Raw genomic sequence first — 16297 nt, forward strand, 5'->3', positions numbered from 1 at the left:
TTTCTGGTGTTAATAAGATGGGTCTTAAGCCTGCAATTACAACGAGTTCGGCGATGTAACTGCAGGCTAAAGACCCAAATAACTTAAAGACGTTTGGGTATAATCTGCTTAGCAGAATCTTGATACGTTGCGCAGCCTTTGCCCGTTTCAGGGTTAACGCTGCATTCAAATACCCGCACATAATCCACCAGCATTTGTTTTGCAAAGCCACTCTCATCCACGCCTTTTTCATTCACGTTTGCAGGCCAATTACCGCCAATCGCGAAATTCAGCAACATATGAAAGCGCTTATTAAAAGGTGCAAAACCTGAATTTTTTAGTAACGTACCATCAGCTTGTTCACTGACTGAATACCACTGTTCACTTTTGAAGGTGGCAAAGTGAATATCATCCACATACCAGCGCATTTCATCTTGCTGCCACTCTAGAGCATAAACATGAAACATATCAGCTGGGTTTTGATCAGCAGCAAATGTATACGCTGTGCCACTGTAAACATTGTTAGGGGCTGGACCACCGTAATGCAAAGTACCGTGCACACGGCTCTCAAGCGTACCAGTTGGCGCCGTTTTATCATCTGTTGGTACTTTAAGATTCACCGCTTCCATAATATCGATTTCACCTGAAGAGGCCCAACGACCATACTCCCAATCAGTAGGTAACATCCAAATTGCAGGCCATGCACCTTGCCCTGCTGGCAGTTTTGCACGAATTTCAAAGCGGCCATATTGCCAATCCCCTAAACCTTTACTGCGTAACCGCGCAGAGGTAAATGACTGGGTCTGAGTAAGTGCTCGCTCTGCATCACTATTAACGTCATCACGATTAAATTTAGGACCCGTGTATTGCTCTTTATGGGCGACTAAATGCAACAATCCTTGCTCAACAAAACTGTTTTTGGCTCGTGCGGTATAACACTGTTTTTCGTCGTTGCCACCACCATGACAGTTTACTTCATGGGACCATTTTTGTGAGTCAATTTGTGAGCCATTAAATTCATCTTGCCACACCAGCTGCCAGCCTTCACCGATGCTTGCGGTTACAGGCCGAATTTGCTCTACTTGTTGGCAAGCGCTAAGTGCGCTTGCCAACATCAGGAGTAGCGGAGCTTTTATTGACATACCACAGCCGACTCTGGTGTACGTTCAGTTGTTATCATTAACTTAGCGATAGATAACTGCCAATCCCCTTGTGTGCTTAACTGCCACGGTGAAAACACTTGCCCTAGGTTCACATTTTGCTGAGCAAAACAGGCTAAATCAATGTTCAATGTTTGCCACTGTGCGTTTTTACTTAATTGCTCAGTGATATCGAACTTGCCTTGGCAATCATCGCCACACTGCATACCTAACCACAGCGGGCTTGCGCCTGCTTTATCCACTTTGACCTGCATTTGTAGCTGCCCTTGTTTTTCAACAAAAGAGCGTAGATCTGATGGAAACGCCGCCATTAAGCGAATGGCCGCCAACTCTTCACCTGTAAAGGTGATAGCACGTGCATCTTCTTGAACGTCTTTATCAAAGGTTTTAACACTCACAGCGCCAACCGCTTCCCGGCTGCTTGCCATCGTTTTTTGTTGCTCACCACTTTGTAATACTAAGCTCCACGGTGCTTTTACAGCGCGTTCAAATAACACTAAATCTTCAAGCTGCTGCGTTACTTGGCTTTGCTCTTCAAGGTCATCAGCTAAGGTGTTTTCGTCGGTGTAGGTTAAACCAAAGCCATATGGCAGCAATGGTGCGTATTCAGTGTCTCCACGGTTGGCATTATCAATTGGGTTGTTAGGCCAAGAGAATGACAGCTTACCTTTAAAGTCATGGTTTACAGAGCCGTCAGCATTGGCAAATAACACATCGCTGATGGCATCCCCTTCACTACCTGGAAGCCAAGTAGCAACAAAGGCATCACTGGCATTTAATTCTGCGTTCACCCACATAGGGCGACCACTAATGAATAATGATACAACTGGAATACCGGCTTGTTTGAACTTACGCAACAACGCTAAATCTGTTTTATTGCCACGTTGGTATTCAAGGTTATCTAAGTCGCCGTTGCCTTCTGCGTATGGTTGCTCACCAAACACCACGATGGCCACATCTGGAGATGTTTTAAACTCACCATTTAAGTCATACTGCACTTGGCCACCAGCTTGCTTAACCGTGTGCTCAATACCATCCAAAATCGATGTGCCGCCAGGGAAGTCACTATTTTCGTTACCTGTCCCTTGCCATGTGATACTCCAACCACCTGACTGCATACCAATGTTATCAGCGCCTAAACCCGCAACAAGCACATTTGCTTTTGGTGAAAGAGGCAGTAACTGCTGTTTATTTTTAAGTAATACTAATGACTCGCGTACCGCTTGCTTTGCAATTGCACGGTGTTCTGCGCTACCTATAACCTCTGTTTTACCTGATAACGGACGCTGCGCTGGGCTTGGTTTATCAAATAAACCTGCACGCATTTTCACGCGTAAAATACGCGTCACCGCATCATCAATTCGGCTTTGAGCAATATCGCCACTTTTAACTTGAGCAATTAAGTTTTCATAAAGCGGCTTCCATGCATCGGTTGGCACCATGTATACATCTAAACCAGCATTGGCTGCCTGCGCACAATTACCATTTGTACAACCGTCGATTTGCCCGTGACCATTCCAGTCACCCACTACAAAACCATCAAAGCCCATTTTGCCTTTAAGCACATCGGTCAGTAAGTATTTGCTGCCATGAATTTTTTCACCATGCCAACTATTAAATGACGCCATAACTGTTTGCGCGCCGGCACCTAAGCCACCCACATAGCCTTGGGCATGGATATCGAACAGTTCTTGCTCTGATGCAATGTTATCACCTTGATCGTCACCACCTTGCGTACCACCATCACCCAAAAAATGCTTAACAGTACTAATAACGCGTTTATCAGATAAAAAGTCTTGATCGACCGCGCCTTGCAAACCCTTTACAATTGCTGCTGAGTAATCACGCACGATTTCAGGGTCTTCTGAATAGCCTTCGTAAGTGCGACCCCAGCGATCGTCACGCACCACAGCTACAGTGGGTGCAAACACCCAATCAATACCTGTTACCATCACTTCTTGTGCGGTTGCTGCGGCTATTTTTTCAATCAACGCAGGGTTGTTTGTCGCGCCTAAACCAATGTTATGCGGAAATAAAGTCGCGCCAATCACATTGTTATGCCCATGTACTGCATCGGTGCCCCACATGGTTGGAATACTAATGCCATCCAGCGAGTCATCGACAGAAGCCTGATACATTTTTTCTGCAAGCTCTATCCAATCAGCTGCGCTGGCGTGTTTATCGTTATTAGGAAACGCACCACCACCATTTAAATATGAGCCAAAACCATACTTACGCATATCTTCCACTGTAATATCGCGAATTTCCGGTTGGATCATTTGTGCAATTTTTTGCTCAAGCGTCATGCTATTTAACAACGTGGTAATTGCCGCCTCCATGTTGGCATCATCATTAATACCCGTGGTGATTTTTGGCCAAATTTCATCGTTTGCAGTTTTGCTCGCTTGTATGTGCTCAGGCCCCGAGCAGCCGTTCATCGCTATGGTCGCCATCACTAGCGCTGTAAGTGTGAATGGTTTTTTTAATGTCATGTTTTGTACCTATTATTTATGACGAGGAGAAGATACTTTTGAGCCAACCAGCGCAAAGTAAGTGATATATAAATAACAGCCTATTGGTAGTAACAGCGCTAACTGCACGCCAATACTGTCAGCGAGTACACCTTGTAGTAGTGGAATAATCGCACCACCAACAATCGCTAAGCAAAGAATACCTGACCCTTGTGAAGTGTATTTACCAAGCCCCTGTAACGCTAAGCTAAAAATAGTTGGGAACATGATTGAGTTACACAGGCCGACCAATAAAAGCGCCCACATGGCAAATCCACCTTGGCCAGTCATTGCCATAACAATCAATACAATGGCAAGTAAGCCATGACATGCCAGCACTTTACCGGCATCAAATTTTTGCATCACTACTGCGCCAATAAAACGGCCTATCATCGCACCGGCAAAGTAATAACTAATGTAATGAGCCGCTTGCTGCTCGGATAAACTGCTAATATGATCAAGCGTTAAAAAACCCACCAAGAAACTACCAATGGCAACCTCAGCCCCCACATAAACAAAGATACCTAATGCGCCAAACAGTAAATGACGGTATTGCCACACACTACCTAAATCAACAAATCCTTCAACCTGCTGACTTTGAACTTGAGAGTCACTTTCTTTACCTAATTTCGGCAATTTTAAAAATGCGAAGATAACCGCAAGCACCAATAGACTGGCTGACAGCATTAAATACGGGAGTTTCACTTGCTCTGCCGTTGCTTGACTCACTTCAGTTAAAATTAACCAACCACCAAAAATAGGCGCTATTGTAGTCCCTAATGAATTAAATGCTTGAGTCATGGTTAGGCGTGATGAGGCTGTTTTAGGCGACCCCAACACACTTACATATGGATTAGCTGATACTTGTAAAATAGTGATACCCGATGCTAATACAAACAACGCCAATAAAAATAATTCATAAACATGTGCCACTGCTGCAGGATAGAAAAGTGCACACCCTATAGCGGCAACCACAAGCCCGACGACAATACCAAACTGATAACCAATTTTACTAACCAACTTCCCCGCAGGGATCGACATTACAAAATAAGCCCCAAAAAAGCAGAACTGAACTAACATTGCTTGGGTATAATTTAGCGAAAACATACCTTTTAAATACGGGATCAAAATATCATTTAAGCAAGTAATAAATCCCCACATAAAAAATAGTGTGGTCAACGACGTTAAAGCAAACGTTTGCTTGCCCAATGGTTGCTGGCTATGTTCGTTCTCTGCCAAAGTGTGTGTGACATGTGCCATATTAAAATCTCTAATTGTTTTTAATTATCAGTTTATTACAACTACTAGCAGGTTCTTTTATTAAAACTATAAAAACAAAAAATAGTTGCAACATTAAATGTAAGCGCTTACATTTATAACATATAAATCGAATTTAGCAATTTATTTACAAAAAACTTGTAAGCGCTTACATTGAAAAGCTATGCTGTCTTCAAAATAAATATTAAGCGATTACGACTACCGAAAATTAAAAGGTGCACCTTGAGCGAATTTAAAACTATATCACTGCCCTCAAATTCCCCCATGCTAATGCCACAGTTCGTATTTGGCGTAGCAACGGCTTCATTTCAAATTGAAGGAGCACGTGATACCCGCTTACCTTGTATTTGGGATACTTTTTGCTCAAAACCTGGAGCAATTGCTGATAATAGCCATGGCGATATTGCCTGCGATCATGTCAATTTATGGCAACAAGATATTGAAATGATCGCAAACTTAGCCGTGGATGCATACCGACTCTCTATTTCATGGCCGCGCGTGCTGCATCAAGATGGTACAGTGAATGAACAAGGCATTAGTTTCTATCGTAATTTATTAACTGCATTAAAAGCACGAAATATTAAAACCTATGTCACTCTTTATCATTGGGATCTGCCACAACATTTAGAGGATCAAGGTGGTTGGCAAAACCGTGAGACCGCCTACGCTTTTGCAGCCTACACCGATGTAATTAGTAAAGAGCTCACCGGCTTGGTCGATTCATATGCCACTTTAAATGAACCATTTTGTAGTGCTTATTTAGGGTACGAAATAGGTGTTCATGCACCAGGTATCAAAAGTCAGCAAGCAGGACGTCAAGCTGCTCATCACTTACTATTAGCACACGGCCTTGCGATGCAAGTGTTACGCCAAAACTGTCCTGATACTGAAGCTGGGATTGTACTAAACTTTAGCCCGAGCTACCCACTGACATCAGCAGATCAAACAGCAGCAATGCTTGCCGATCAATATCATAACCAGTGGTACATCAAAGCAGTACTAGAAGGACAATACCCTGACTTGCTGAGCAAACTCAATATCAACGTACAGCCAGTAATTGCCCCTGGCGATATGGCTATAATTAGCCAGCCAATTGACTTTATTGGGGTTAATTACTATACCCGCATACATTATCGCAACACTGAAGATAACTGGTTTGCCGAGGCTAATATTGATAATGTGCCAGTCACGGATATGGGCTGGGAAGTTTATCCGCAAGGCTTAACTGAGTTATTGGTTTCGTTAAATGAGCAATACCAGTTACCCAAAGTCTATGTAACAGAAAATGGCGCGGCCATGGCAGATCACTTGCATGAAGGGCAAGTAGCTGATTTAGCAAGAGTAAGCTACTATCATACCCATCTTAATGCTGTTCATGACGCAATAATTCAAGGCGTTGATGTCAAAGGCTATTTTGCATGGAGCTTATTGGATAACTTTGAATGGGCGTACGGCTACGAAAAACGCTTTGGTTTGGTTTATGTTGACTATTCGAATCAGCAACGGATACTTAAAGAAAGCGCTAAACAATATCGCCGCTTACTGCAACAACGTAAAAAATAACAATAAAATTGAGTGCCAATTATGCTAACTAAAAAAGAAAAAATAGCCTATGGCTTAGGTGATACTGCCAGTAACATCATTTTTCAAACCGTAATGCTATTTTTGACTTTTTTCTATACTGATATTTTTGGCATATCGCCTGCTATAGTCGGCACTTTATTTTTAGTCGTGCGCATCATTGATGCAGTTACCGACCCATTAATGGGCGCACTCACAGATGCTACACGCACAAAATACGGCAGCTATCGCCCTTATCTATTATGGCTGGCAATCCCATTTGGGGTGATCAGTATTATTACCTTTACAACGCCAGATCTTAGTCCAAGCGGCAAAGTGATTTATGCATTTGTCACTTATACTTTACTGATGTTGGTCTACACCGCAATTAACATACCTTACTCAGCACTAGGTGGCGTGCTTAGCCGCGATCCTAATGAGCGCGTTTCAATTCAATCATATCGTTTTGTATTTGGCATGTTAGGTGGCTTACTCGTAAGTAGCTGTACGCTACCTTTAGTCAATTGGCTTGGTCATGGGGATAACGCCCTTGGTTACCAACTCACTATGGTCATAATGAGCTGTTTTGGCGTGATACTATTTTTAGTGTGCTTTCGATTTACCAAAGAGCGGGTAGTGGCACAGCAGCATAAAACCCTGACTCTTAAAGCACAAATGGCCACTTTATGGCAAAACGGGCCGTTTAAAATACTCTGTGCTGCTGCCCTAATGTTATTAACCAGTATGGTATTACGTACCACCTTAGCAATTTATTACGTAAAATATGTGCTCGGGGAAGGTGATTTAGTCACTCACTTTGTTACTCTCGGTATGATAGGCAATATCTTAGGCTGTGCCTGTGCGCAACCATTGAGTAAACGCATTGATAAAAAAACCGCTTATATTTATCTACAGTATATTTCTGCGGCTCTTAGCTGTGTTGCCTTTTGGTTACCTAGCGAGCAGCTTATTTTGGCCTTTGCAGTGTACTTTTTATGGTGTTTTTTCACTCAAATGGCAACTCCGCTGCTATGGGCAAAAATGGCCGACGCTATCGATTACGGACAATGGCAAAATGGCCACCGCCTAACCGGTCTTGTTTACGCGAGCGTGGTGTTTTTTATTAAACTCGGTTTAGCACTGGGTGGCGCGATTGCTGGCTGGTTATTAGCCTATTATGGTTACCAAGCAAATACTGAATTAACTGAGCTGACTAAAACTGGAATTTTAACCTCGTTTACTCTTTACCCTGCTATTGGCAGCGTACTTGTCGCTTTGATCATGACAAGGTATATTCTTGATAATAAAACTTTAAAACAGATAAATGACGATTTAGTAGCCCACACTCAAAAGGAATAACATGGCCACCATTTATGAGGTGTCAAAACTTGCTGGCGTGTCATTAGCAACCGTCTCAAGAGTGATGAATAATAATGCAAATGTCAGCGATGCAACCCGTGAAAAAGTAACTCGTGCGATGACAGAGTTAGGTTATCGACCAAACTCCATAGCTCAATCGTTAGCATCAAATTGCTCAAATAGCGTGGGATTACTCGTTTCTGAGCTACAGGGTCCTTTTTATGGCCCTATGATGAGTGGGATAGAAACCGCGTTTCGTAAGCAGAGCAAACATGTGATCATCGCCGCAGGTCATAGTGATGAAGAGCGCGAACAACAGGCTATTGAATTTTTAATTAGTCGCAATTGCGATGGTTTAATTTTGCATGTTGAGGCTATTAGTGATGATTACCTAATAGAGCTTAGTAAAGGGAAAACCCCTTTTGTGCTAATCAATCGCTATATTGAAGAATTATCTTCACGTTGTATTATTTTAGACAACGTGAAAGGTGGTTACTTAGCTGCTAAATACGTCTTAGAGCAAGGCCATACTGATATTGCTTATATTAGTGGCCCATTGTGGAAAAAAGATGCCCAAGATCGCTTAGCTGGGCATAAGCAAGCCTTAGCTGAGTATAACCTGAACTTTAATGAGCAATTACTGTATCAAGGTGATTTCATGGAAGACAGCGGTGCTACAGGCTTTCAGCACTTACATAACAATGCGCCTCAATTTACTGCATTGATCTGCGCCAATGATGAAATGGCCACTGGTGCAATGGCCACAGCAAGAGAGTATAAAATTAAATTACCCGAACAATTATCGATTATGGGCTACGATAATGTGTTTTTTACTCGCCATATTTCCCCACCATTGAGCACTATAAATTACCCAATCAGTGCAATGGGTCGCATGGCTGCCGATTGGGTATTGAGCAATGTTTATCACAAAAACACGTCACCATTACAAACTTTATTTGAGCCGGAGTTAATCATCCGCCAATCAGTACTTGCTATCCCTCAATAAGTTGGGTTAACAATGCAAGATTAATTGGTTTTAATAAAACATGCTTAATATTGAGTTGTTCTAGTTGCAACGGTTCAGGCTGCATACCACTGACAATAACACGTGATAACTGAGGGTAATGCAGCTTGATATAAGCTGCTAACTCCAAGCCACTGCCATCCGGTAAATGCATATCTAATAAAACCTTATCAAAGTTGCTATCCGCTTTTAAGATGGCAACACAATGCTCATAACTGGTTGCAATACTTGTTTGTACGCCTAAGCTTTCGAGTAATAATTGGGTTATTTGCGCCGCATCGGCATCATCTTCAACTAATAAAAAACGCATTTTATTTTGCAAACTATCGAGTGCAGGCACAACCTCCTTGGTTTTTTGCGTGTTATTAGCTAAATAGGTTTGCAAGCACAAATACAATAAATTAGCGTCAACAGGCTTGCCTATTACATCATTAAACCCCAAGGCTGTAAGCTCATTATGAATGCCCTTCATCGTTGCGGCGGTAAGCGCAATAATAGCTCCCGTAAACCCAGCCTTTCTGAGCTCAATGGCGGTTTCTTTACCGCCCATCACCGGCATATGGATATCTAAATAAACTATATCGTATGGTTCACCTTGCTGCTGCGCTTTGGCTACTTTATCAAGTGCTTGCTTGCCGTGCTCGGCGTAATCAACTTTCGCTCCAGCAGAGGCAATCATATGCCCTACCAACACCCGCAAATCACGTAAATCGTCAACTACTAACACTCGACCTGTGACCTTACATGGTGCGGTTTTTTGCTGCATATTAGGGGTTAGATCCAACTTTAGTAAATGCCGTTCAACCGCTTGAATATTGCCGGGATATAAAGAAATAGTAAACTCAGAGCCCTTGCCTATTGCCGACTCCAAGGTTATACCGCCTTGCATGCGACTCAATAACTCAGAGCAAATAGCAAGCCCTAAACCAGCACCGCCAACAGAGCGCGATTCAACATCTGCTATTTGTTCAAATGGTTTAAATATCAACGCTTGTTTTTCTGGCGCAATGCCCAACCCTGAATCTTTAATACTAAAAAATAGCATTTCAGTACCATCAACAACTTTTGTCCACGCACGAACAATGATCTCACCTTGCTCAGTAAACTTAATTGCGTTGTTGATTATATTAATTAAAATTTGTCTAAACCGCGTCGCATCAATATTTACCACCAGCGGTAAAGGCTGTAATGATTCAAAACGCAGTGATAAGCCCTTATCAAGCGCAGACACTCGCATCAGAGTAAACACATCAGCCATAAGGCTATCAAGGTTCACATCACTGCAGCTGAGCTCTAATTTATCGGCGGCTATTTTTGATAAGTCGAGCACATCATTCAACAAGCTTAATAAGTGCTTACCATTTCGATAAATTACACCAAGCTCATTATTAGCATGGTCATTTAGGTCACTTTGCATGAGCAATTCGGTATAACCTAAAATGGAGGATAAAGGTGTGCGTAATTCATGACTCAAATGAGCTAAAAAGCGGTCTTTAGAGCGATTTTCGGCTTCCGCTTTCAACCGTTCGATACGCTCATCTTCAATGTCTCGCCGTGCTAATGCATAGCGAATTGAACGTGCAAAACGGCTACTGCTCATTTCATTTTTAACTAGGTAATCAACTGCGCCTGCATCCAATGCTGCAGAGTCAAGTTCATCATTTGACTGCCCAGTAAGCATAATAATTGGCCCAGTAAAGCCATTTTCGACCGCTTGTTTTAATACAACAAGGCCATCCGATGCGCCTAAACGGTAATCAAGCAGGCAGATATCATGTAAGTTTTGACTTAATAGCTGCACTGCCTGCTTGGGGTCACTGATCCACTCTATATCAAATGTATGGGAATTAAGCTGTTCAAGATAATCGCAGGTAAGTATGTAATCATCTTCATCGTCTTCAACCAATAGCAGCTTAGTTGCCTTATCTAACATAGTGTCTCCAGTGGTTACTTTCTAATCGTTATAGGTACTCGGTAATTCTACAAACTCAACCCAATACTTACCGAGTGTTTTCATCAGGTCAACAAGACCATCAAAGGTCACCGGTTTAGTGATATAAGAGGCGGCGCCCAGGTCATACCCTTTAACCATGTCTTCCTCTTGCTTTGAGGTCGTTAAAATCACCACCGGGATGCCTTTTAAGTTCGGATTGGCTTTGATTGCTTGCAGTGCTTCTCGCCCATCCATGCGCGGCATATTTAAATCCAATAGAATTAAACTTGGTCGTGGTGATGAATCTCTGTCTTCAAACTTACCTTTACGCTCAAGGTACTCCAACAATTCCACACCATCTTCAACAAAGTGCAATTCATTAAGCACGCGGCTCTCTGTCAACGCATCTTGAGTTAATAAACGATCATCTTCATCATCATCAGCCATTAAAATGGTGATTGGCTTTACTTTAGTGAACGGCATTTAAGCCTCTCCTTGCAATGTGAAAAGTTCACTTTCCACAGGTAGTTTTATGATGAAGGTTGCCCCCTCACCCGTTTCGCTTTGAGCTGTAATAGTGCCGCCATGACGCTCTACAATTCGTCGACATACCGATAAACCTATACCGGTGCCTTTGTATTGTGAGCGTCCGTGTAAGCGCTGAAACGGCACAAAAATTTTGTCCGTATACTCAGCTGAAAACCCAATACCATTGTCTTTGACTGTAATAACTTGCCATTCTACGTCGGTATTAAGATCTTCACTGAATTGCGTTTGATGTGCGTAATCTATATGAATGACAGGCGCTATTTCTGGCCGCCTAAATTTCACCGCATTCGAAATTAAATTTAAAAACAGCTGCTCCATCTGACTTGGATCAGCTTGTATTACGGGCATTTGAGCAACGTGAACTTGCGCATTTGATTCTTTAATCGCAATCTCCAAATCATTCAAGATTTCATCAAGTACTTTTTGTAAATCGGTATCGACAAAATCTTTGCCGCGGGTAGTCACTCGCGAGAATTCCAATAAGTCATTTATTAAGTTAGACATGCGTTGCGCTGCATTTTTCATTCGCGCTATATAATCAATGCCTTTTTCACCCAGCTCATCTTTGAACATGGTTTCTAAACGATCACTAAAGGCCTGAATCTTACGCAGTGGCTCTTGCAAATCATGACTTGCCACAAAGGCAAACTCTTCAAGTTCACGGTTAGAGCGACTCAATTCATCAGAATATAAAGTTAATTCCTGAGTACGCTCAGTCACTTTCGCCGCCAAAGTTTCATTCTGATACTCCAGCTCTTCACGGTATTTTGCTGAGGTGCGTAAGTTGATCCGTGTTAACACAAACATGCCAATAATTAATAACGCACTCGTCACTGCAGTAATCGCAAATGTGACTTTTGCCTCTTTTTTGATTTGTCCTAACTTTCTAAATTGAGCAAGTTTAAAGGCTGATTCAGCATCTTGAATTTCATCAGCAAGTAAGCGAATTTCCTCGTACAGCTTACGACCTTGGTGAGTCTCTAATAAGTAATGTGCACGACGCTCTTTATCCGCTAAAGCTAAATCGGCGGTTCTGGTTAAGATTGCCACTTTATCATCAACTAAAAACAATAAACGAGCGACTTTATCTGCTTGACCATCGATTTCGGTACGTAAGCCTTTAACTAACTTAGCTTGTGAGTTAAGTTGTAAAACAGCATCGTAATAAGGCGCTAAATACGCCTCATCACCGGTTAGTAAAAAGCCACGTTGCCCTGACTCAGCCTGCACAATAGAAAGGTGAAGCTTTTCAATGGCGGTATTTAGCATCCCAGTATCGTCTAAACGTTGTTGAGTTTGCGTAAGACTTTGAATAGTGTTCATGGCCAAAATAGCATTGCCAACGACAATACATAGCACTACAGCAATAAAGCTAGCCCAGACTACATTGGTTCTACCTTGTTGCTTTTTTTGCTTCATTTACTTTCCCTTAAAAACTGTTTATTCAGTGACATCTGAGTCCGCTATTTTTTGCAAGCTGTCACTGCACTGCTGGCAATTACTAATTATTTTATCTAATGCCGCTAACGCTTTATCTTTAGGCATATCGTTTTCAATTACCAATTTAATTAATTCTGCATTCATTGAGATACGGTTAAGTGGTGCTCGCGCATCATGAACGAGTTTATTTAACGGTTCGTTATTACTCATGTTTCTCCTGCCGAAATTATCTAACTATATTCGCCTATGCCACCGTATGCATTTAAGCGGTTATATAACGTTTTTGTACTGATCCCCAGCATTTGTGCCGCCAGAGTTTTATTGCCTTGTACTTTATCTAACGTGGCATGGATCAACTCTTTTTCAACTTCTTCAATCGTTTGTCCAGCACTGACTTGGTTGACTTGGGTACGCTTATTAATTCGAGAAAATGGCGACTCTAAGTTATCTGGCAGGGTAATAGCCTTACCTTTTGGATCGCTCATAATAAAAGCACGATGAATCGCGTGGCGCAGCTCTCGCACATTTCCCGGCCAATCATAGCTTTCAAGCAATTTTAACTGGCTGGCTTGCCACTGAAAATCAGTATTGTTTTCATCATTTAACTGCTCTAAAAATGCGCTAGCGAGTAGACTGATGTCTTCTTTTCGGTCTCGAAGTGGCGGAATATCAATAGGAAATACCGCTAAACGAAAGTAAATGTCTTCACGGATAATATTATTTTGCGCCAAGTCTTCCAGCGAACGGTTAGTCGCAGAAATAACTCGACAATCAACTGCGCTTTCTTTACTACCACCTACTCGAGTGACTTTTTTAGTTTCCAGCACACGCAGTAAATTCGGCTGCATATCAATAGGCATTTCGGTTACTTCATCTAAAAACAACGTACCGCCCATAGCTTGTTCAAATACGCCGTCTTTGCGGGCAATTGCGCCTGTAAATGCACCTTTTTCATGGCCGAACAACTCACTGCCTATTAGCTCTTTTGAAAGTGCGCCGCAGTTAGTTGCCACTAATGGGCCACTACAGGCACTGGCGTTATGAATCGCCTGTGCCACAACTTCTTTACCAGCACCACTTTCACCCATTAACATCACGTTAGCGCTGGTGTTTGCGACTCGCTCAATCATAGTGTAGAGCCGCTGCATTTGCGGTGACTCACCGATCAAGGTACCAAAATGTTTTTTAATACTCGGCGTTGTTTTTTTCTTAACGGCTACTTTTTTAGGATTTAAAACGCGTTCAATATCTTCACGTTGTAAAGGTTTAACTAAATGGCCAACATTTGGCTCACACATCTCAGCCAATTTACCTTTTACTGAAGGGTGGCCTGAAATAAGCGTTATTTTAGGTTTTTGACCTATACTCTTAAGGTGCTCAACTAAATGTAAGCCGCTGCCGTCTGGCAGCATAAAATCAAGGAAAACGTGGTCAAAGTGATTATTAACAAACCATTGCTCTGCTTCGGCTAAATTTGCCGCGGTGTTGATGTTATGCCCTAAAAACTCAACAATATGACAAACAACCTCACTAAACTCATTGTCATCATCAACTAAAAGTATGTTTAACATGAAAAATCCCTATGCTTTTATTATTACTGAGCCTAACACATTAATCCTTTTATGCTATAGGATTGATTCTTAACCCACAGTTTACGTACGAAAAAATTTTATTGATCACTTTTGCGTTATAATTCTTGAAAATATTTTACAGTTAGGAAAGCTATGCGCTTACTTAAGACTGCTATTCACCCCAGTGTTAATGCCAATGACCCTCGCCAGTTTACTCGCTTAACGGGGCGGGCAATAGCCCTAAATGGAACTGACATTTTATTAATGTACACCGCCCGTTATGAAGATTACAGCCTCCCTGGCGGGGGGATAGATGAAGGTGAAAGTATAGAACAAGGACTCATTCGCGAACTACAAGAAGAAACCGGCGCACAGAATATAAAAATACTTAACGAGTTTGGCCTTTATGAAGAATATCGCCCTTGGTATAAAGATGATTTTGCTGTGATCCATATAAAATCTTACTGCTATTATTGCAGCATTGATGAAAAATTAGGCCAAGCTCAATTAGAACATTATGAGCAACAAAATGGCATGACCGCAAAGTGGGTCAATATTTATGATGCCATTGCCCATAATGAGCGCACGCTGGCAAACAGTGATAAGCAAGGGCTGTCGATCATTCGTGAAACCTACTTATTAAAACAAATAGCCGAACAACTTAAGTAAGCACTGCGAAATTAAAAACATACCGCCCCCTGAAAAACAGCAGTCTAATTTAACCTAGCCAGTGGCGCCTTAATTTAAGTTAAGGCGCTATGACGAATTAATAATAACGATCACCTAATGGTCACATCGCTAAATTATGCATTGTCTGGTGCTAACAGCTTAGTAATTTCAGCAGCGCTCAACGCATCTCTAACAATATATTTTTGCCCACACCATAACGGCGAAAAATCACTTTTACCTTGTGCTTCAGATTTAGCGCGCAATGCACTTAGCGCAATACTGGCAAATGGAAATGCAGGAGCTTGCTGTGGCATAGTGCCAAGCTCGCGCATAATACGGTTTTCAATTCCACGCGCAGCGCGCCCTGAAAAAATCGTTGTCAGTGCAGTGCTATTCACTGGCTGCTGCAAAATAGCGTCGCGGTGCAGCGCTGATGTTGTTGCCTCTTGGCACAACAAATATGCACTGCCAACTTGTACCAAAGCAGCACCAAGTGAGTGCATTTGTTTGACATCCTCAACGGTTGCAATACCACCGGCAGCAATTACAGCTATATTTAGCTCCCGCACACATTGCTCAACCAGCTTAGTCGTTGGCTGCTGTAAACTTAAGTCCATTGATAAAAAGTGCCCTCTGTGGCCGCCTGCTTCTAAACCTTGTGCTATAACAGCATCGGCCCCATTAGCTTCTAGCCACTTAGCTTCATCCACTGTTGTTGCTGTGGAAATAACTTTGCCACCCCAACTTTTAATTTGTTGCACAATTGCTGCAGCTGGTAAACCAAAATGAAAGCTCACTACTGGCGGTTTAAAAGGCGCAATCAGCGCGACAGTGTCTGCATCAATTGGCTGACGTGATGCCGTCATACCTAAGCTTGAATCATCTATACCCAGCTCAATAAAATAAGGCGCAAGCAATTGATGCCATTTTTGTTTTTGCGGTTGTGTGTAGCAGGCCGGTGTATGGCAAAAAAAGTTAAGGTTATAAGGTTTATTAGTTGCTTGGGTCAAAGCGGTGAGCTCACTCAATAATTGCTCTTTAGAGAGCATGGCACAGGGTAATGACCCTAAGCCACCAGCGTTACTCACTGCCGCCGCTAAACGAAAATCTTGCACCCCTGCCATTGGCGCTTGAATGAGTGGTTGTTGAGTATTAAATAAAGATAACGCCATAACTTTCTCCTTGTAACTTTTTCAGCCACCTGCACTTTTTACCGATACAAAAATAATAACTGAATAATAAAAACAATTTCAAAAAACAAAAAT

Annotated in this window: 13 protein-coding genes; 4 read left to right on the forward strand and 9 right to left on the reverse strand. The window is 42.2% G+C overall.

Features of this window, described 5'->3' with window-relative positions; genetic code table 11:
• Window positions 1-83 precede the first annotated feature (83 nt).
• The 3 genes from KAN5_RS10825 to KAN5_RS10835 are packed head-to-tail and all read right to left on the reverse strand — an operon-like array spanning window position 84 to window position 4909.
• Complete coding sequence (locus tag KAN5_RS10825; protein WP_138554011.1) at window positions 84-1121, reverse strand: glycoside hydrolase family 16 protein; 1038 nt, start codon at window positions 1119-1121, stop codon at window positions 84-86.
• Window positions 1112-3631: an exo 1,3/1,4-beta-D-glucan glucohydrolase gene (locus tag KAN5_RS10830; protein ID WP_244389689.1), complete on the reverse strand. Its 2520-nt coding sequence runs from the start codon at window positions 3629-3631 to the stop codon at window positions 1112-1114. Before KAN5_RS10830 ends, KAN5_RS10825 begins: the two co-directional genes overlap by 10 nt.
• Window positions 3632-3643: 12 nt before the next feature.
• Entirely contained in the window at window positions 3644-4909 is a 1266-nt protein-coding gene (locus KAN5_RS10835) for a sugar MFS transporter (protein ID WP_244389690.1), read from the reverse strand.
• A 282-nt stretch (window positions 4910-5191) separates the two neighbouring features.
• On the opposite strand from KAN5_RS10835, the gene KAN5_RS10840 reads away from it, so the two are divergent.
• From KAN5_RS10840 to KAN5_RS10850, 3 genes are read left to right on the forward strand one after another with little or no spacing between them, the layout of a single operon-like run.
• The gene (locus tag KAN5_RS10840; RefSeq protein ID WP_016708123.1) at window positions 5192-6490 is read left to right on the forward strand and encodes a GH1 family beta-glucosidase; all 1299 of its coding nucleotides are present in this window, start codon (window positions 5192-5194) and stop codon (window positions 6488-6490) included.
• A 21-nt stretch (window positions 6491-6511) separates the two neighbouring features.
• Window positions 6512-7846, forward strand: a complete 1335-nt coding sequence (locus KAN5_RS10845) for a glycoside-pentoside-hexuronide (GPH):cation symporter (protein ID WP_029216097.1) — start codon at window positions 6512-6514, stop codon at window positions 7844-7846.
• Window position 7847: 1 nt separating this feature from the next.
• Window positions 7848-8852, forward strand: coding sequence for a LacI family DNA-binding transcriptional regulator (locus KAN5_RS10850; protein WP_016708125.1), 1005 nt, complete (start codon window positions 7848-7850; stop codon window positions 8850-8852).
• Here the strand turns inward: KAN5_RS10850 and KAN5_RS10855 are convergent.
• From KAN5_RS10855 to KAN5_RS10875, 5 genes are read right to left on the reverse strand one after another with little or no spacing between them, the layout of a single operon-like run.
• Window positions 8839-10803, reverse strand: coding sequence for a response regulator (locus tag KAN5_RS10855; protein WP_016708126.1), 1965 nt, complete (start codon window positions 10801-10803; stop codon window positions 8839-8841). The two genes, KAN5_RS10850 and KAN5_RS10855, sit on opposite strands and share 14 nt — an antisense overlap.
• A 21-nt stretch (window positions 10804-10824) precedes the next feature.
• Window positions 10825-11286, reverse strand: a complete 462-nt coding sequence (locus KAN5_RS10860; protein ID WP_016708127.1) for a response regulator — start codon at window positions 11284-11286, stop codon at window positions 10825-10827.
• A complete protein-coding gene (locus KAN5_RS10865; protein ID WP_244389691.1) occupies window positions 11287-12771 on the reverse strand; it encodes a sensor histidine kinase in 1485 nt (494 codons plus the stop codon). It lies immediately after the preceding gene.
• Between the two features lie 21 nt (window positions 12772-12792).
• Complete coding sequence (locus KAN5_RS10870) at window positions 12793-13002, reverse strand: hypothetical protein (protein ID WP_016708129.1); 210 nt, start codon at window positions 13000-13002, stop codon at window positions 12793-12795.
• 20 nt (window positions 13003-13022) lie between these two features.
• Window positions 13023-14363, reverse strand: coding sequence for a sigma-54 dependent transcriptional regulator (locus tag KAN5_RS10875; RefSeq protein ID WP_016708130.1), 1341 nt, complete (start codon window positions 14361-14363; stop codon window positions 13023-13025).
• A gap of 153 nt (window positions 14364-14516) precedes the next feature.
• On the opposite strand from KAN5_RS10875, the gene KAN5_RS10880 reads away from it, so the two are divergent.
• Entirely contained in the window at window positions 14517-15032 is a 516-nt protein-coding gene (locus KAN5_RS10880; RefSeq protein ID WP_138554016.1) for an NUDIX hydrolase, read from the forward strand.
• A 134-nt stretch (window positions 15033-15166) separates the two neighbouring features.
• Here the strand turns inward: KAN5_RS10880 and KAN5_RS10885 are convergent, their stop codons facing one another.
• Entirely contained in the window at window positions 15167-16204 is a 1038-nt protein-coding gene (locus tag KAN5_RS10885; RefSeq protein WP_244389692.1) for a nitronate monooxygenase, read from the reverse strand.
• Window positions 16205-16297: the final 93 nt, after the last annotated feature.

It is taken from the genome of Pseudoalteromonas sp. KAN5 (assembly GCF_022846535.1).
Classification (GTDB): domain Bacteria; phylum Pseudomonadota; class Gammaproteobacteria; order Enterobacterales; family Alteromonadaceae; genus Pseudoalteromonas; species Pseudoalteromonas haloplanktis.